The 18458-nt window shown below is 71.6% G+C and carries 13 protein-coding genes and 1 pseudogene; 9 read left to right on the top strand and 5 right to left on the bottom strand.

Annotation, left to right across the window (positions count from 1 at the left end; all coding sequences use genetic code 11):
- Positions 1–24: 24 nt before the first annotated feature.
- Positions 25–921, bottom strand: a complete 897-nt coding sequence (locus tag U4012_RS22290; protein ID WP_321801549.1) for a LysR family transcriptional regulator — start codon at positions 919–921, stop codon at positions 25–27.
- Between the two features lie 97 nt (positions 922–1018).
- Between U4012_RS22290 and U4012_RS22295 the strand changes: the two genes are divergently transcribed.
- The 3 genes from U4012_RS22295 to U4012_RS22305 are packed head-to-tail and all read left to right on the top strand — an operon-like array spanning position 1019 to position 4030.
- Entirely contained in the window at positions 1019–2317 is a 1299-nt protein-coding gene (locus U4012_RS22295; RefSeq protein WP_321801551.1) for a citrate:proton symporter, read from the top strand.
- 40 nt (positions 2318–2357) lie between these two features.
- Positions 2358–3719 (top strand): acyclic terpene utilization AtuA family protein, encoded by a 1362-nt coding sequence (locus U4012_RS22300; protein WP_321801553.1) that lies wholly within the window; start codon positions 2358–2360, stop codon positions 3717–3719.
- The gene (locus U4012_RS22305) at positions 3719–4030 is read left to right on the top strand and encodes a hypothetical protein (RefSeq protein WP_321801555.1); all 312 of its coding nucleotides are present in this window, start codon (positions 3719–3721) and stop codon (positions 4028–4030) included. Before U4012_RS22300 ends, U4012_RS22305 begins: the two co-directional genes overlap by 1 nt.
- A gap of 52 nt (positions 4031–4082) precedes the next feature.
- Here U4012_RS22305 and U4012_RS22310 read toward each other — a convergent pair whose 3' ends face one another.
- The 3 genes from U4012_RS22310 to U4012_RS22320 all read right to left on the bottom strand — a co-directional run bounded on the left by U4012_RS22310 (position 4083) and on the right by U4012_RS22320 (position 6635).
- Positions 4083–4904, bottom strand: coding sequence for a carbon-nitrogen hydrolase family protein (locus tag U4012_RS22310; RefSeq protein WP_321801557.1), 822 nt, complete (start codon positions 4902–4904; stop codon positions 4083–4085).
- A 132-nt stretch (positions 4905–5036) separates the two neighbouring features.
- The gene (locus U4012_RS22315) at positions 5037–5966 is read right to left on the bottom strand and encodes a phosphatidate cytidylyltransferase (protein ID WP_044848429.1); all 930 of its coding nucleotides are present in this window, start codon (positions 5964–5966) and stop codon (positions 5037–5039) included.
- 36 nt (positions 5967–6002) lie between these two features.
- Positions 6003–6635 (bottom strand): lysophospholipid acyltransferase family protein, encoded by a 633-nt coding sequence (locus U4012_RS22320; RefSeq protein WP_124489497.1) that lies wholly within the window; start codon positions 6633–6635, stop codon positions 6003–6005.
- A gap of 444 nt (positions 6636–7079) precedes the next feature.
- Between U4012_RS22320 and U4012_RS22325 the strand changes: the two genes are divergently transcribed.
- Positions 7080–7685 carry a CDP-alcohol phosphatidyltransferase family protein gene (locus U4012_RS22325; protein WP_124489496.1) on the top strand — a complete coding sequence of 202 codons (606 nt, stop codon included), beginning with the start codon at positions 7080–7082 and terminating at the stop codon, positions 7683–7685.
- A 287-nt stretch (positions 7686–7972) separates the two neighbouring features.
- Positions 7973–8227, top strand: a pseudogene (locus U4012_RS22330) (class I SAM-dependent methyltransferase family protein); the annotation flags it as partial.
- 138 nt (positions 8228–8365) lie between these two features.
- Here U4012_RS22330 and U4012_RS22335 read toward each other — a convergent pair.
- Positions 8366–9388: a sensor domain-containing diguanylate cyclase gene (locus tag U4012_RS22335; RefSeq protein ID WP_044848432.1), complete on the bottom strand. Its 1023-nt coding sequence runs from the start codon at positions 9386–9388 to the stop codon at positions 8366–8368.
- 511 nt (positions 9389–9899) lie between these two features.
- On the opposite strand from U4012_RS22335, the gene bcsB reads away from it, so the two are divergent.
- From bcsB to U4012_RS22355, 4 genes are all read left to right on the top strand, one after another.
- Positions 9900–12230, top strand: a complete 2331-nt coding sequence (bcsB, locus tag U4012_RS22340) for a cellulose biosynthesis cyclic di-GMP-binding regulatory protein BcsB (protein ID WP_321801562.1) — start codon at positions 9900–9902, stop codon at positions 12228–12230.
- Positions 12231–12236: 6 nt separating this feature from the next.
- On the top strand, positions 12237–13466 hold the full coding sequence (bcsZ, locus tag U4012_RS22345; RefSeq protein WP_044848441.1) for a cellulose synthase complex periplasmic endoglucanase BcsZ: 1230 nt from the start codon (positions 12237–12239) through the stop codon (positions 13464–13466).
- Positions 13451–17380: a cellulose synthase subunit BcsC-related outer membrane protein gene (locus U4012_RS22350; RefSeq protein ID WP_321801564.1), complete on the top strand. Its 3930-nt coding sequence runs from the start codon at positions 13451–13453 to the stop codon at positions 17378–17380. Before bcsZ ends, U4012_RS22350 begins: the two co-directional genes overlap by 16 nt.
- Positions 17381–17396: 16 nt before the next feature.
- Positions 17397–18458, top strand: a 1062-nt coding sequence (locus U4012_RS22355; RefSeq protein ID WP_321801566.1) for a BcsE family c-di-GMP-binding protein, incomplete at its 3' end; no start/stop codon positions are given.

The raw sequence follows: 18458 nt of genomic DNA on the forward strand, positions 1-18458 counted from the left end.
TCGTTCGCGATTCGGGCGCGCGGTTCACGCGCGCTTTTTCAATTCCGCCAGCATCACGTCGGCGAACGCCTGCGCGACGCGCGACAGCGTGCGCCCGCGTTTCGCGACGAGCGCGATCGGCCGCACGAACGCCGGGTCGTCGATCGGTTTCGCGACGAGGTCGGGCTCGGCGCGCACCTCGCGCGCGGCGGCCGGCAGGATCGTCACGCCGAGGCCGCCGCGCACCATCGCGACGGCCGTCATCATGTAGGTCGGTTCGCACGCGATGTCGGGCGTGCAGCCGGCCGCTTCCAGCGCGGCATCGACGACGCTGCGCACGCTCGTGCCCTGAGCGGTCAGCACGAGCGGCACGGCGGCGACGTCGGCGGTGCGCACGCGCCGCTTGCGCGTGAGCGGATGATCCTTCGGGCACACGGCGACGAGCCGGTCGGCGCCCGCGTACAGCACGTCCAGCGACGCGTCGAACGCGTCGCCGCCGGTCAGCCCGAGATCGGCTTCCTCGTTGCGCACCAGCGCGGTGACGAGACTCGCGACGCCGTCGCGAATGTCGAAGCCCGCGCGCGGCACGTCGCGCCGGAACGACTGGATCAGCTCCGGCAGCAGGCTGGATGCAAACGTCGGCAGGCACGCGAGCCGCACCGTGCCGCTCGCGCCTTCGCCGAGCGCCCGCGCGTCGCGCAGCACGCGCTCCATGTCGTCGAGCGAACGCTGCAGCAGCGGCAGCAGTTCGCGCCCGGTCTGCGTGAGCGCGACGCTGCGGCTGTTGCGGTCGAACAGCCGCGCGCCGACGATCTCCTCGAGCCGGCGGATCTGCACGGTCAGCGCCGGCTGCGACAGGTGCAGCCGCGCGGCGGCGCGCGTGAAGTTGCCGGCCTGCGCGACGGTGACGAACGCGCGAATGTCGCGAAGGTTCAGATCCATAACGGTTCGTGATTGCTGCGATCAAATCATTTCAATTGTGCTATCGCTGCGCCGACCTTACGCTCGTCTCCAACGAAAGACAAGGTAGGAGACACCGATGCTGCCGTTACTCGGGCTGGGCACGATCGTCGTGCTGCTGGCCGCGATTCTGTCGAAACGCATGTCGCCGCTCGTCGCGCTGATCATCGTGCCGATCGCGGCGTCGCTGATCGGCGGCTTCGGGCTGCATACCAGCAAGTTCGTGATCGACGGGCTGAAGGGCCTCGCGCCCGTGGTCGGGATGTTCGTGTTCGCGATCCTCTATTTCGGGACGATCACCGACGCCGGCACGCTCGACCCGATCATCGACCGCATCCTGCGCGCGGTCGGCACGCGGCCCACGCGGATCGTGATGGGCACGACGCTGCTCGCGCTGCTGATCCACCTCGACGGCTCGGGCGCCGTGTGCTTTCTCGTGACGATTCCCGCGGTGCTGCCGCTTTACGACCGCCTGAAGATGGACCGGCGCGTGCTGGCCGCGGCCGTGTCGATGGCCGCGGGGATCAACTTCCTGCCGTGGACGGGGCCGATGATCCGTGCGTCGGCCTCGCTGCACCTGCCGGTGTCGGCGCTGTTCAATCCGCTGATTCCGGTGCAGGCGCTCGGGCTCGTGTTCGTGTTCGGCGTTGCGTACTGGCTCGGGCGGCGCGAGGAGAAGCGGCTCGGCCTGTCGCGCGACGATGCGTCGATTCCGTTGCCGACCCGCGCGCTGACGCCCGACGAGCAGGCGCTGCGCCGGCCGCGCCTGTTCTGGTTCAACCTGCTGCTGACGCTCGTCGTGCTCGGCACGATGGTCGTGATGGGCGAGAAGATTCCGCCGGCGATCATGTTCATGGTCGGGCTGTGTGTCGCGCTGATGGTGAACTACCCGGACGTCGACATGCAGAGGAAGCGCATCGACGCGCATGCGCGCGCGGCGCTGATGATGGCCGGCATCCTGCTCGCGGCCGGCCTGTTCACCGGGATCATGCAGGGCAGCGGGATGCTGAAGGCGATGGCGCAGGCGGCGGTCGGCTTCGTGCCGCCGTCGATGGCCGGCCACATTCCGGTCGCGCTCGGCCTGGCGTCGATGCCGCTCAGCATGCTGTTCGATCCCGATTCGTTCTACTTCGGCGTGCTGCCGGTGATCGCGGAAGTGGCCGGCCAGCTCGGCGTGCCGGCCGTGCACGTGGGGCAGGCCGCGCTGCTCGGCCAGATGACGACCGGGTTTCCGGTCAGCCCGCTGACGCCCGCGACGTTCCTCGTCGTCGGCCTGTGCGGCATCGAGCTGGCCGAGCACCAGAAGTTCACGTTCCCGCTGCTGTTCGGCGCCTCGATCGTGATGACGATCGCGTGCGTCGTGCTGGGCGTCTTTTGATTTTTTTTCCGGCGCGCGAGCGCCGGATCACGGTACCGACATGACAGCAAAGCCATCACACGAACGGCGCGTGCGCATCGGCGCGGGCGCCGGCTATTCGGGCGACCGGATCGAGCCCGCGGTCGAGCTGGCCGAACACGGGCAGCTCGACTATCTCGTCTTCGAGTGCCTGGCCGAGCGCACGATCGCGCTCGCGCAGCAGGCGCGGCGCAAGGATCCGGCGCTCGGTTACGATCCGCTGCTCGACGCGCGCATGCATGCCGTGCTGCCGGTGGCGGCGGACAAGCGCGTGCGGATCGTGTCGAACATGGGCGCGGCGAACCCGCGCGCGGCCGCGCGGCGCACCGCGCGGATCGCGCAGTCGCTCGGCCTCGCCGGGCTGAAGGTCGCGGCGGTCGAAGGCGACGACGTGCTCGACGTCGTGCTGCGCGGCGCGTTCCGCTTCGAGGAGTCGGGCGACGAAGTCGCCGCGTATCGCGACCGCATCGTGTCCGCGAACGCGTATCTCGGCGCCGCGCCGATCGTCGATGCGCTCGCGGCCGGCGCGGACGTCGTGCTGACCGGGCGCGTCGCCGATCCGTCGCTGTTCGCCGCGCCGCTGATCCACGCGTTCGGCTGGCGGATGGACGACTGGGACGCGCTCGGGGCCGCGACGGTCGTCGGCCATCTGCTCGAATGCGCGGGGCAGGTGACGGGCGGCTATTTCGCCGACCCCGGCTACAAGGACGTGCCGGATCTCGCGCGACTCGGATTCCCGATCGGCGAGGTCGCGGCCGACGGCTCGGTCGTGATCACCAAGGTGCCGCACGCGGGCGGCCGCGTGAGCGCGGCGACCTGCAAGGAACAGCTGCTGTACGAGATTCACGATCCGGCGCGCTACCTGCAGCCCGACGTCGTCGCGGATTTCACGCGCGTGGCGGTTGCGGAGGAGGCGCCGGATCGCGTGCGCGTGACGGGCGGGCGCGGCAGCGCACGCACCGGGACGCTCAAGGTGTCGGTTGCGTATGTCGACGGCCATATCGGCGAAGGGCAGATCTCGTACGGCGGGCCGGGCGCGCTGGAACGCGCGCGGCTCGCGCTCGACATCGTCCGCGAGCGGCTCGCGCTGACGGGCGTGGCCGCGACCGAACTGCGTTTCGATTTGATCGGCGTGGATGCGCTGTACGGCGACGCGACGCCCGCCGTGCGCGGCGAGCCGGCCGAAGTCCGCGTGCGGGTGGCCGGCCGTGCGGCGAGCGCCGCCGAGGCCGCGCGGATCGGCAACGAAGTCGAGACGCTCTATACGAACGGGCCGGCCGGCGGCGGCGGTGCGTTCAAGTCGACGCGCGAGGTGATCGCGGTGCAGTCGGTGCTGCTGCCGCGCACGGCCGTGACGCCGTCGTTTTCTTTCGTGGAGGCATGATGCAATTGCGTGAACTGGCGCATGCGCGCACCGGCGACAAGGGCAATACGCTGAACGTATCGGTCATCAGCCGCGATCCGCGTCACTACGAACACCTGCGCGCGCATCTCGATGCGGCCGCGGTGAAGGGATGGCTCGCGGGCATCGTACACGGCGAAGTCGTGCGCTACGAGCTGCCGGCGCTTGCCGCGTTCAACTTCGTGCTGCGCGATGCGCTCGGCGGCGGCGTCACGCGTTCGCTCGCGCTCGATGCGCACGGCAAGTCGGTCAGCTCGGTGTTGCTGGCGATCGATGTGCCGGAGCCGGCGTGACGATGTGGCGGCGTGCATCGCCAGCCGGCCGCGTTCGCCGCCAGGTTCATGCTCACGGAATCAGCCACTCGCGACGCCCGTCCGCGTGTTCGATGCGTTCGCCCGCGATGTGCAGGCGCTGATCCGCGCGATAGTCGTAGACCGCGCGCGACGCGGCGACCTGGTCGAGATCGAGTTCGACCGTGTGGCGCGATTCGCCGTTGCCGGCTTCGAAGATCAGGTTTCCGAACGGATCGGCCGCGAGGCTGCCGCCCGCGAACACGACGTCGTGCGCACCTGCGCCGACGCGGTTCGCGACGACCGCGAACACCTGGTTTTCCATCGCGCGGGCCGAGACCGACGTGCGATGCACCTGACGGTACGGCTCCATGTTGCCGTCGGTCACGAGGATCAGCTGCGTGCCGAGCGCCGCAAGCGCGCGGCCGGTTTCCGGAAATTCGCTGTCGTAGCAGATCAAGAGGCCGATCCGCACGCCGCGCCATTCGACGCTCGCGTAGCGGTCGCCGGGCAGCACGACGTCGCGCTCGCTCAGCCACAGGTGGGTCTTCCGGTAGCGCAGTGCGATGCCGTCCGGCGTGACGAACACGGTCGTGTTGTAGAAGCGCCCGCCGTCGTTCTCGATCAGCCCGGCCACCACCGCGACGTTGCGCGCTCGCGCGGCCGCGATCACCGCGCCGATGCTCGGACCGTCGAGCGGCTCGGCCACGCGCGCGAGATTCGACGGATCGAGAAAGCCGGTGAGCTGCGCTTCCGGAAACATCACGATGTCGGTGCCGGGCGCGCAGCTCGCGATGGCGTCGAGCGTGCGCCGCAGGTTGTACGGTGTGTCGCCGTCGCGGCCGGCGAGCTGAACGATGTCGAGCTTCAGTTTCATGGGCGGGTTCGGTGGCAGTGGCTCGTCGCGCGATGCGGCGCAAGGGTGGGGATGAGCGTCAGTATGCGCCGAACGCGCCGGTTTCCCATCCCGCCGACGCGTTAGCGCTTGCGATGCCGCGCCGCCCGCGCATCACACGTACAGGTAGCGCACGAGGTGGAAGAACACCGGCGCCGCGAAGCAGACCGAGTCGACGCGATCGAGCATCCCGCCGTGGCCCGCGATCATCGAACCCCAGTCCTTGGTGCCGAGCGAGCGCTTCACGGCCGACAGCACGAGGCCGCCGACGAAGCCCGCGATCACGATCGCGAGCGAGATCCCGAACGCCGCGCCGAAGCTGAACGGCGTCACGCGATACAGCGACGCGCCGCACAGCGTCGCGAGCAGGCCGCCGCCGACGAAGCCTTCGACCGTCTTCGACGGCGACAGCTGCGGTGCGATCTTGCGGCGCCCGCACAGCTTGCCGACCACGTACTGCAGCACGTCGCTGATCTGCACGACGAACAGGAAGAAGAACAGCAGCAGCGCGTTCTGCCCGGCGTAGCGCGGAATGTCGAGGATCAGCACGGCCGGCGCGTGGCTCAGCCCGTACACGCACACCATCAGCGCCCAGTTGATCTTCGCGTTGCGGCTCAGGAATTCGCGCGTGTCCTGCGTGAGCGCCGACACCAGCGACATCGCGAAGAACAGGTGCACCGGCACGAAGATCGAATACATCCCGTACCAGTTGATCCCGAGCAGCAGGTACTGCACCGGAATCGCGACGAAGAACGCGATGAAGAGCGTCGTATGGTCGCTCGCGGTCGTCGGCGTGAGCGTGATGAACTCGCGCAGCGTCAGGTACGACAGCAGCGCGAACACCAGATACGTGACGTTGTTGCCGAGGCTGATCGCGATGACCATGATCGCGATCATCGCCCACCACGCGCGGATGCGCTGGTTCAGGTTGACGATGGTCGCGCTCGCGCCGCCGCTGCGCGCGCCGAGGATCGCGCCGATCACGGTCGCGAGCACCAGCACGCCGGTGACGCCCGCGACCAGTTCCCAGAAGAGAGTTCGCATGAAGAGGTCCGGAAAAGGGAGAGGAGGGCGCCGCGTTCAGCCGGCCGGCCGCTGCGGCGGCGCGAGCGCGACGATCGCGTCGCGCATGCGGGCGAGGAAGGTCGGCTTGTCTTCGCCGGCGCCGAGCGCGTCGTTCGCGCCGAAGTGCACCTTGCAGATCAGCGGCACGGGCCAGATCGCGCCCTTCGGCATGATGCGCTGCAGGTTCTCCAGATAGACCGGCGCGAGCGCGACGTTCGGAAACTCGGTCGCGAGATGGAACAGGCCGCTCTTGAACGGCTGCGGCAACACGTCGGCGCCGCGCGTGCCTTCCGGGAAGATGATGATCGAGTGGCCTTGCCGCAAGGCATCGCGCACCGGGTCCAGCGGGTCGCCGCCGCTCTCGCGGTGACGGTCGATCAGCACGACGTTCAGCAGTTTCTGCGCGATGTGGCGCTTCAGGTCGCCGCTGTCCCAGTAGTCGCGCGCGGCGACGGGCCGCACGACCGCGCGCACGTCGCGCGGCAGCGCGGCGAGGATCGCGAGCGTGTCGATGTGGCTCGTGTGGTTCGAGAAGTAGATCTTCTGCGTCGGGGAAGGCGGCGCCTGATGCCAGACCGGATACGCGCCGGCGACGAGCCGCACGATCGACAGCAGGAAATCGCGCTGCCAGATGTTCAGGATGTTCATCGGCGCCGCGCCTCCTGCGTGCATGCCCGCGCGGCCGCGCGGGCGCGGCGGGCGGAATCCCGGAATGCCGGCGCGGCAGGATGCGCGCCGGACGGCCATTGTTCAAGTTTTTTCAAATTCGTGGCTGCCTGTCGCAGGGCCGCGATCATCGGACGATGCGCCGGCAGACGTTGCGTTGCGGCGAATGCGCCGTTCGACGGCGTGATAATCGGCTGTTGCACGAGCGCCCGGCGACAGTTCGAGTGAATTGCTGCGCTCACGGGCCAGCGGATTATCGCGAGTTTCCGTCGAAAACGCCAGATTGCCGGGCGCGGGGGCGCGGCTTGACGCGTCGGGGCCGCTCGGCGACGATTACGACCACCTGTCGAAAGCCGCCGCCGGCGGTTGCGCCGCCCGGGGCATGGCGGCGACGAACGTATCCGAACGTGCCGAACCAATAAAACGATGAGCCTTTACGCACTCAAACCGAAATTCCAGAACCGTCTGCGTCCGTTCGCGGATTCGCTTGCCGAGCGCGGCGTCACGGCCAACCAGGTCACGCTGTTCGCGGCCGGCGGCTCGATCGTCGTCGGCGCGCTCGCGGGGCTCGGCGTGTTCGCCCGCGTGCTGTTCCTGCTGATCCCGATCTGGCTGTTCGTGCGGATGGCGCTCAACGCGATCGACGGCATGCTCGCCCGCGAGCACGGGCAGAAGAGCACGCTCGGCGCGTACCTGAACGAGCTCGGCGACATCGTGTCCGATGTCGCGCTCGTGCTGCCGTTTCTCGCGATTCCCGCGTTCGCGCCGGCAGACGTCTGGCTGTTCGCGCTGACGGCGATCATCGTCGAATGCGCGGGGCTGATCGGCCCGCTCGCCGGCGCGACGCGCCGCTACGACGGCCCGTTCGGCAAGAGCGACCGCGCGCTCGCGCTCGGCGCGTTCGCGCTGTGGATCGGCTTCGGCCTGCCGGTCGGCGGTGTCGCCGCGTGGCTGTGGCGCGTGCTGATCGTGCTGTCGATCGTGACGGCGGTGCGGCGCGTGCAGGCGGGCGTCGCCGAAGCGGGTGGCTGACGGCGGCTGGCGGCCGCAGCGGGACCGGCGCCGGAGGGCGGCGCCGCATGATTCGAATAACGAAGCGAGAGAGATCGCATGAGCGCACGCACGGCCCGCGAGGCCGGCTTCGTCACGCGCGACGGCGACACGCTGTTCTAGCGTCACTGGCCCGCGACGGGCCCGCGCTGCCGCGACGCGATCGTGCTGCTGCATCGCGGTCACGAACATTCGGCGCGCGTCGCGCACCTCGTCGACTCGGCGAGCGTGACCGCGCGCAGGCGCTCGCGCCGCTGCGTGCGTTCGAGCTGCGCGGGCTCGCACAGGCGGTGCCGCCCGGCGGCTATCTCGTCTGCACCGGACAGCCGTGGCATTCGCAGCTGGAATTCATCGCGCGTGCGCTGAACAATCATCGCGGCGAGGCGACCTGGGTGATGCGCCGCCGCTCGCAGGCCGGAATGGACGAACTCGTCGCGCGCGCGGGCTTTCGCAAGCTCGACCAGCGGATCGATGAGTTGGGCATCTTCACGGTCGGCCTCGCGCAGCGGGTCGACGCGTCATGAGCGCGCTCGGGTTGTGCCGGGCCGGCGTGCTGGTCGCGATCGTGCAGTGGATCGTGGTCGGGGTGGCGATCGCGGTGCCGCGATTCGGTTAGCCGTGCGCGTGCGGCCCGGCTGGCCGAATGGGCCGGGGGGCGCCCGTCACGCGTGGCATGCCCGCTGCGTCCGCGTGCGCTTCACCTCGTACATCGCCTGGTCCGCATGCTCGATCAGCGCGTTCATGTCGGTGCCGTCTTCGGGCAGCATCGCGACGCCGACACTGACGCCGAGCCGCAGCGGCTGCCCCTCGAACTCGAACGGTTCGGCGACCTGCCGGGCGAGCCGTGCGCGTTGTGCGTCGATGTCGTCGCGGCTGCCGACGTTCGGCAGGATCACCGCGAACTCGTCGCCGCCCACCCGCGCGACCGTATCCGAGCGCCGCACGGCGCCCAGCATCCGCGTGGCGGCCTCGCGCAGCGCCGCGTCGCCCGCGCGGTGGCCGTAGCCGTCGTTGATCGGCTTGAGCCCGTCCATGTCGATGTTGAGGATGCCGAGCCGGCCGTTCGCGCGCAGCGCCGTGTGCATCGACTGGCGCAGGCGGTCGTAGAACAGCGCGCGGTTCGGCAGGCCGGTGAGCGCGTCGTGCGTTGCGCGCAGGTACAGCTCGTTCGCCTCGTTGCGCGCCGCGTGGAACATCGCGGCGGCGATCAGGTCGGCCGTGAGCCGCAGCGTGCCGGCGTCGGCGGCCGAGAAGCCGTCGACCTCCGGCGACATCACCTTCAGCACGCCGACCGTCGTGTCCGCGTGGGTGAGCGGCATCACCAGCATCGAGCGCAGCCCGACGCGGCGGCAGGCATCGCGATCGACGCGCGGGTCGGTTTCCGAATCCGTGCAGCGCAGCAATTCGCCGCGCGTCACGCACAGGCCCGACAGGCTGCCCGAGCGGCGCAACCGCAGCCCGAGCATCCCGGCGGCGGAGCCCGACGCGGCGCGGTACACCATGTCGTCGCCTTCGGCGAATTCGACCGCCGCGCCGCTCGCGCCCGTGAGTTGCGGCACCTGCTCGGTCACATAAGCCATCACGCTGCCGAGGTCGAGGCCGAGTTTCGCTATCTCGGTCTGCGTGGCGATGATGCGCAACAGCGTGTCGGGGGACGGGGTGGCGGTGTCGACGATTTGATCCAAGTCAGTTTTCCATGAAGAAAGCCCGGCACGCGGCGCCGGCTTGCGGTAGCATACGCGCCGCCCACGCGGCAGCGCGTTCCGGGCGGCCCGCAAGGGGTCGCATCCGGCATCCGGTATCCGGACGGTTCGCCGGCGCGACGGTTCGCCGATCCGGCAGCGTCGGCAGTATGCCGATCGGTCCGGCCGGCAGCAACGGCGTAATTCTTGCCATTCAGTCGCCGCACGCAGCATTTCCGACCGTATTGAGTTGTTTTTCGCTTCGTCAGCGCGAATCAGGGTGAGTTTTGTCCTGATTTTGAGATAGTGTGACGAATGTGCGAGCGCCGGTGCCAGGCGCGCACCGTCCGATGGACCGGCAGCGGAAGAATGCGCCGCGTCGTTTCGATACATGCATTCAGGCCAGACTTTGAGGGGAAGCAGTGGGGATGTGCACTCACGGGCATAGCTGCTTTGGGCGCGTCGATTGCGGCGCGCTTGATCACCGGACGACCACGACGATGCGGAGCCGCGCATGAAGCCGGCCGTGTCGCTGTTCGTCCTGTCGCTCGCCACGTTCGGCGCGTTTCATGCGGCCGCGCTGTCGGCCGCGCCGATGCCGGCCGCGTCGGCATCCGTTTCGGCGGCCGCTTCGGCGTCCGCCGGCAGCCCGGCCACGCCGGCGCTTGCCAGCGGCGCGGCCGCATCGAGCGCATCGGCCGCATCGAGCGCCGCCGGCCTGTCGGCGACGACCGTGCACCTGCCGTTCGCGTCGCTCGGCGCGTTCGATCCGGTGCACCTGCGCGGCGCCGACGATGCGCGCACGATCCATGCGGGCGTGCGGCTCGACCGCGTGGTCACCGGCGCGCGGCTGCGCCTGACCTATGCGTATTCGCCGTCGCTCGTGTTCCCGATGTCGCACCTGAAGGTTTCGGTGAACGACGAGGTGGTCGCGACCGTCCCGTTCGACGCGACGCGCGCGGGCCGCACGGTCACGCAGGACATCCCGATCGATCCGCGCTACTTCTCCGATTTCAACCAGATCGGCCTGCGCCTGATCGCGCACTACTCGCTCGATCACTGCGAGGACCCGTCGAGCTCGGCGCTGTGGGCCGACGTGAGCCCGACGAGCGAGCTGATCCTCGACGAGTCGCCGGTGCGCCTGCCGAACGATCTCGCGCTGCTGCCCGCGCCGTTCTTCGACCGGCGCGACAACGGGCGCTTGCGGCTGCCGTTCGTGCTGCCGGCGTCGCCCGACTCGGCGACGCTGCGCAGTGCCGGCGTGCTCGCGTCGTGGTTCGGCGCGCAGGCCGACTACCGGCAGGCGCGCTTCCCGGTCGCGGCGACGCTGCCGGCCGACGACCAGGCGGTGGTGGTCGGCACGGCCGCGACCTTGCCGGCCGGCCTCGCGCTGCCGTCGGTCAACGGCCCGCTGCTCGCCGTCGCCGACAACCCGGCCGCGCCGGGCCGCAAGCTGCTGGTCGTGACGGGCCGCACGGCAGCCGAGGTCGACGATGCGGTCGCGGCGCTCGTACTCGGCCGCGCGGCGCTGTCGGGCCCGGCGGCGACGGTCGCGCACGTCGATCTCGGCGCGCCGCGCAAGCCGTACGACGCTCCGCGCTGGCTGCCGGTGAACCGGCCGATCGCGTTCCGCGAACTGGTGTCGGATCCGCGCGAACTCGAAGTGCGCGGCACGTCGCCGGACGCGATCCGGCTGAACCTGCGGGTGCCGGCCGACCTGCATTCGTGGAACGGCTCGGGCGTGCCGATCACGCTGCGCTACCGCTACACGGCGCCGACCGTGCAGGACAACTCGACGCTCGCCGTCGAGATCAACGAACAGCTCGTGAAGTCGTACCGCCTCGGGCCGGCCCATGCCGAAGACGCGCGCGGGCGCATGCAGCTGCCGCTGCTGGCGGTGCCGGAAGGGCGCGTGACGAGCGATGTCGACATCCCGGCGTTCCGCGTCGGCAGCGGCAACCAGTTGCAGTTCCGCTTCACGCTCGACTCGCAGAAGACGGGGCTCTGCTCGAGCACCGCGACCGAGCCGCAGCGCGCGGCGATCGATCCCGATTCGACGATCGACTTCTCGCACTTCGTCCACTACGCGCAGTTGCCGAACCTCGCATTCTTCGCGAACAGCGGCTTCCCGTTCACGCGCTTCGCCGACCTGTCGCAGACGGCGGTCGTGATCCCGGACCGGCCGTCGCCGCAGGAGCTGGAAGCCTACCTGACGATGCTCGGCCACATGGGGCAGTGGACCGGCTTCCCGGCGCTGCGCGTGCAGGTCGCGCGGCCCGCCGACGTCGCCGCGCTGGCGGGCCGCAAGGACCTGCTCGTGATCGACGGCTCGCCCGCGTCGCCGCTGCTGTCGCACTGGCGCGCGGCGCTGCCGCTGGCGATCGACCAGCAGGCCGGCACGGGCGCGACGCGTGTCGCGTTCTCGGTGAAGGAGCGCTGGCGCAATGGCGTCGGCATGGCCGACGGCGGCGCGCATATCGAACAGACGGGCGCGCTCGCCGCGCTCGCCGGGTTCGAACTGCCGGGCAGCCACGGCCGCAGCGTCGTCGCGCTGACCGCGACCGACCAGACGCGCCTGGCCGACCTGCTGGACGTCTTCGAGAAGCCGGGCCTCGTGTCGCAACTGCAGGGCGACCTCGCGCTGGTGCGGCCGGGACAGGTCGACAGCCTGCGCGTCGGCGATCCGTACGTGGTCGGTTTCGTGCCCTGGTATGCGCGCGTCTGGACGCAGGCGGCGCGGTACCCGGTGGCGCTCGGCGTGGTCGGCGTCGTCGCGGGGCTGTTGCTCGCGCTCGGCGTGTTCAGCGTGCTGCAGAAAATCGCCGCGCGCCGCCGGGGGATGTAACGGATGATGGCTTGGGCATTCGCAAGGCGACGGGCAGCGCGGCCGGCCCGGCGGGGCGGCACGACGCTCGTGCTGGCCGTCGCGGCGGCGTGCGCAGCGGCCGGGGTAGCCGGGACGGCCGGGCGCGCGCAGGCGGCGCAAGGCGGTGCGGCCGACGTGCGGTGCGGCGCGGCGTGGCCGCGCTGGGACGCGTTCAAGCGCGATTTCGTGTCGGCCGACGGCCGCGTGATCGACGTCGGCTCAGCCGATTCGCGCACGGTATCGGAGGGGCAGGCGTATGGACTGTTCTTCGCGCTCGTCGCGAACGACCGACGCACGTTCGACACGATCCTCGCATGGACCGAGAACAACCTCGCACAGGGCGACCTGAGCGCCCGGCTGCCGGCGTGGTTGTGGGGCCGCGCGCCGGACGGCACGTGGCGCGTGCTCGATGCGAACGCGGCGTCGGATGCCGATCTCTGGATCGCCTACACGCTCGTCGAAGCCGGGCGGCTGTGGCACGAGCGCAGCTACACCGCGCGCGGCGCGCTGCTCGCGAAGCGCGTGCTCGACGACGAGACGGCCAGCGTGCCGGGCCTCGGCCTCACGCTGCTGCCCGGGCCGACCGGGTTCAAGCTGGCCGATGGCCAATGGCGCGTGAACCCGAGCTATTCGCCGCCGCAGGTGATCCGCGGGCTCGCCGCGCGCCTGCCCGACGAGCGCCGCTGGGCCGCGCTCGCGGCCAGTACCGGCCGCGTGCTGCTCGACACCGCGCCGAAGGGCTTCTCGCCGGACTGGGCGTTGTATCGCGCGGGCGCGGGCTTCGGCCCCGATCCCCAGACCCATGCGGAAAGCGCGTACAACGCGATCCGCGTGTACCTGTGGGCCGGCATGCTCGATCGCGCCGATCCGCTCGCCGCGCCGCTGCTCGCGCGTTTCGCGCCGTTCGCCGACCATATCGCCGCGCATGGCGCGCCGCCGGAGAAGGTCGACACGACGACCGGCGTCGCGGGGCCGAACGACGGCAATGGCGGGTTCTCCGCGGCAGCCGTGCCGTTCCTCGACGCGCGCGGCCAGCATGCGCTCGCCGATGCGCAGGCGGCCCGTGTCGATGCGCTCGCGCGCCAGGCGGCGCCCGGCTACTACACGAGCGTGCTGACGCTGTTCGGCCTGGGCTGGCGCGACGGCCGCTACCGGTTCGGCGCGGACGGGTCGCTCGCTGCGCGCTGGGAGGACCGTTCATGCGCGGCCCGATGAAGCGCACCGCACCGCGCGTCGCGGGGTTCGCGTGGCTCGCGTCGTCGGTCACGGCGGCGGCGCCGGCCGCCGTCGCCACACCCGCGCCCGTGTTGCCAAAAACCGTCGCGCCGAAGGCCATCTCGGCGCCGGCCACGACCGACCTGCCCGATGCGCAGCGTCAGCTCGCGACCGCCCGCATGTGGGGCGCGAAGCATCGCGACGACCTCGCGCGCGACGCGCTGCGCAAGGGGCTCCTGATCGCGCCGGACGATCCCGAACTGCTCGCGGAACAGATGCGGGTGCTGCTGCGGCTCGGCGACGCGCAAGGCGCGCAGGCCGCGCTGGCGCGCCTGCAGGCCCGCGCGCCCGCGGCGCCCGGCACGCGGCGCGCGGCCGACGAATACCGCGTCGCGACGAGCGGGCGCGGCGAGATGGCGCAGATCCGGCTGCTCGCGCGCAGCGGCCGCGCCGACGAAGCGGCCCGGCGGATCGTCGCGCTGTTCCCGAACGGCGCGCCGTCCGGCGCGCTCGGCGCCGAGTATTACCAGATCGTCGCGAATGCGCCGGGTGGCCGAGAATCGGCGCTCGTCGCGTTGCGCCGCGCGGTCGCGGCCGACCCGCAGGACACGAGCGCGGCGCTCGCGCTCGCGCGGCTGCTGAACCAGCGCGCCGATACGCGCGCGGAAGCGAACCGCATCGCATGGTCGCTCGCGAAGCGCGCCGACGCCGATCACACGGAAGCGATGGCCGTGTGGCGGCGCGTGCTGCAGTCCGCCGGCAGCGATCCCGCGTATCTCGATGCGCTGCACGCGTATCTCGCGCTGGTGCCGGACGACACCGAATTCCGCGATCGCAGCGCCGAACTCGACCGGCAGCGCGACGCGCAGCGCCGGCTCGAACGCGACCCTGACTACATCGCGCAGCAGCGCGGCGTGCAGGCGCTCGCGCGCGGCGACCTGGCCGGTGCCGATCCGCTGCTCGCGCGCGCCGCGCAGGCGCGCGCCGGCGACGCCGATGCGCTCGGCGGGCTCGGCCTGCTGCGCTTGCGCGAAGGCCGGCACGACGAAGCGCGTGCGCTGTTCACGCGCGCCGCGGCGCTGTCGACCGACCAGCGCGGCAAGTGGCAGAGCCTCGCGCGTACCGCGCAGTTCTGGGGGCTGCTCGCGCAAGGCCGCGCGGCGGCGTCGGCCGGGCGGCCGCAGGATGCCGAGCGCGCGGCGCGCGCCGCACTCGCGATGCAGCCCGACAGCCCGGACGCGAAGCTGCAGCTCGCCGACGCGCTGCTCGCGCAGCGCGACTGGGCGCGCGCGGAGCCGTTGCTGCGCGAACTGCTGGCCGCCCGTTCGCCGAACGTGTCGGCGGTGCGCGGCACGGCGATGCTGTACGAGAACACCGGCCGCGCGGACCGCGTCGGCCCGTTGCTCGACGCGCTGCAAGGCCGCGTGACGGGCAGCGACGATCGCCGCGCACTCGACGGGCTGCGCGCCGACCTGCTCGCGAGCCAGGCGCGCGCGCTCGCCGACAAGGGCGAACGCGGGCCGGCCGTGCAACGCTACGAAGCGGCCGTGCGCGCGGCGCCCGGCGCACCGTGGACGCGTTTCGCGCTCGCGCGGCTGTATCGCGACATGGGGCTGCCGCAGCTCGGCCGCACGGTGATGGATGATGGGCTTGCGCAAAGCGATACGCCCGAGATGCGCTATGCGACCGCGCTGTATCGCAACTCGCTCGACGATGTCGCCGGCGCGCAGGCCGCGCTCGCGGGTGTCGACGATGCGCAGCGCTCGGACGGCATGCGTGCGCTCGCCCGCAAGCTCGACGCGCAAAGCGCGCTGGCCGACGCGCGCGGCGCGCTCGGCCGCGGCGATCGCGCGGCGTTTGCCGCGTCGCTCGCGCATGCGCAGGCGAGCGCGCCGGACGATCCCGACATGCTGGCCGCGATCGGCGCGCAGTGGATCGACGCGGGCGAGCCCGAGCGCGGCCTCGCGCCGTTGCGCGACTGGATCGCCGCGCATCCGCGCGAGGCCGATCCCGACGTGCGGCTGCGCTACGGCGACCTGCTCGGCAGCGCGGGGCGCGACGACGCGCTCGCCGCGTGGCTCGACACGCTGCGCCGCGAACCGGCGCTGACGCCGGCACAGACCGCGCGCATCGAGGATCAGTCGCTGCGGCTCGTGCTGCGCCGGACGGACGACGCGATCGCGCAGCAGGACTATGCGCGCGCGCGCACGCTGCTCGATCGCGCGAGCCCGGCCGGCCGCGCGGACAAGCGCTACGCACTCGAGCTGGCCGATCTCGAACGCGCGCAAGGTCACTACGACGCGGCACGCGACGCGCTCGCGCCCGTTATCGCGCGCATGCCGGACGATGCCGACACGCAGCTCGCGCTCGCGCGCATCGACGAGGACAGCGGCCAGCGCGCGGCCGCGCTCGCGCGCGTGCAGGCCGTGCTGGCGCGCACGCCGGACGACGACGTCGATACGCGGCTGTCGGTCGTGCGCCGGCTGAACGCGCTGCGCCGCCCGGACGAAGCCGCGCAGGTGATCGACCCGCTGCAGGCCGCGTATCCGGCGCGCGCCGACGTGACGGTTGCCGCCGGGCGCGTGGCCGAGGCGCAGGGCCGCTACGACGATGCCGCGTCGCTGTACCGGCTGTCGCTGTCGCAGGAACGCACGAGCGGCGTGAGCCCGGGCCGCGACGGCCGCACGCCCGCGCAGGCCGCGTTCGCGGATCTCGAACAGCGGCGCGATCCGGAGATCGAGATCGGCTGGCTGCCCGCGTACAAGTCGGGCGACGAAGGGATTTCCGCGTACCGCGCGCAGCAGGTGCCGATCTACGCGCAGATGCCGGTGCGCTACGACGGGCACGCGTTCCTGCAGCTCGACACCGTGCATCTGGACGCCGGCACGCTCGATACGAGCGTGCCGAACGCGTATTCGCTGAAGACCTTCGGCACCTACGGCGCGCTCAACGCGCTGGCCGGCTCGTCGCTGGCACCGTTGAACCAGCAGGCCGCCGCGTTGATCGCGCATCCGCAGGGCGACCTGCACCAGCCGATGACGGGCGTCGCGCTCGGCGCCGGCTATCGCACGGATGCGTGGCGCGTCGATCTCGGCACGTCGCCGCTCGGCTTCCCGGTGCATTACCTGGTCGGCGGCGTGCGCTACCGCTTCGACGCGGGCCCGGCGAGCTTCACCGTGAACGCGTCGCGCCGGCCGGAAACGAGCAGCGTGCTGTCGTATGCGGGGATGCGCGATCCGTGGACGGGCGCGGTGTGGGGCGGCGTGCGCCGCGACGGCGTGAACCTGCGCGCGGCGCTCGACGTCGGCCGCGTGAACCTGTTCGCGGAACTCGGCGCGGGCGTGCTGTCCGGCCGCAACGTCGAGCGCAACGCGGAAGTCACGCTGCGCTCGGGCTTCACGGTGCCCGTGTACGAACGCGCGACGATGAAGGTGAGCACGGGGCTCGTCGGCAATGCGTGGCACTACGCGCAGAACCTGCGTTACTACACGTACGGGCAGGGCGGCTACTACAGCCCGCAGCGCTACCTGTCGCTCGGCGTGCCGCTCGAGTGGGCGGGGCGGCGCGACGCGCTGTCGTGGGACCTGACCGTCACGGGCGGGATCTCGAACAGCTACGAGAAGGACTCGCTGTTCTACCCGACCTTCGCGGACCAGCGCGCCGCGCAGGAGGCGGCGGGGCTCGTCTACGCGGGCAGTTCGACGCGCGGCGTGTCGTTCTCGTACGGCGTGAACGGCATCGTCGAGTATCGCGTGAATCCGCACCTGAGCGTCGGCGCGCAACTGCACGTCGACCGGTCGCACGACTACGCGCCGAGTTCGGCGCTCGTGTACCTGCGCTATGCGTTCGACGCACGCGCGGCGCGCAGCTGGCTCGTCACGCCGACGCCGGTGCGGCTTTATTCGGATTACTAGGGGACTGGGAGAACACGTGAATACGGAACTCGATGCAACCCGTCCCGCGCTCGGCGCCGCCGGCCTGCTGGGCCGCCTGCGCGCGCTGCTGCGCACCGGGCCGGCCGGCGGCCGCGCCGGCCCGCTGAGCCGGCTCGCGATCGACGGGCTGCCCGACACGTGGACGCAGCTGGAAGCGGGCGGCCTGTACGCGATCTATGCCGCCGCCGGCACGCCGGCGTGCGACGCGCTGGTGTGGGAAAGCGCGCGGCAGTCGCGCACGCGCGACGTGACGGTCGTGCTGTCGCGCGCCGCGGCGCACGTTGCCGCGCAGCTGCAGTCGCGCGGTTTCTCGGGCGGCGCGCAGCCGGCCGGCTGGCCGCGCAACCTCAACGTGCTGGCGATGCCGCCCGCGCCCGCGGCGGCCGACGGCGATGCCGCGCGCGAGCCCGGTGCGCCGCGCCGTGCCGCGCCCGGTCCGTTCGCGCGGCTCACGGGCGGCTTGCGCGCGATGAAGCGCTACGGTTTTCGCGCGCGCTCGCTGTATTTCATCGAAGGCGCGCAACGCTGGTTCAGCTGGGACGATCCGACGGCGCTCGCGGAAGAAGCGCACGCGCTCGCCGACTGGTGCCGCACGCACCGGATCGCGCTGGTGCTGCTGGTCGATCCCGAGATCATGCGCACCGGCGCCGATCCGGACACCGATGATCCGCCGCTCGTGCGCGACGCGAATCGCGCGCCACGCAGCGGCTTTCACGGCGTGTGCGCGGGCGTCGCGCAACTGCAGCGCACGCACGGCGAGCTGCTGTGGGTCGTCGATTTCTGGCGCGCGGGCGAGACGCTCGCGGCCGGCGAAGTGCGGCCGCTGCGCTTCGCGCCGGGCGGCCGGCTCGCGGCGATCGTCGACGGCGCCGCCGCCGAACCGCTGCGCCGGATGAAGCTCGCGACCGACGAGGATCGCGTCGTCGTCAGCCGCGCGGTGCTCGACGAAGGCGGACGCGTGCCGGCCGACTGGGAAATCGTCGACGACAACGCGGCGGTCGTGGGGGGGGGGGCCCCCCCCCCCCCCCCCCCCCCCGGGGGGGGGGTGCCGGCGCCT

Origin of the sequence: Burkholderia sp. BCC1988 (assembly GCF_905339895.1) — a bacterium.
GTDB lineage: Bacteria > Pseudomonadota > Gammaproteobacteria > Burkholderiales > Burkholderiaceae > Burkholderia.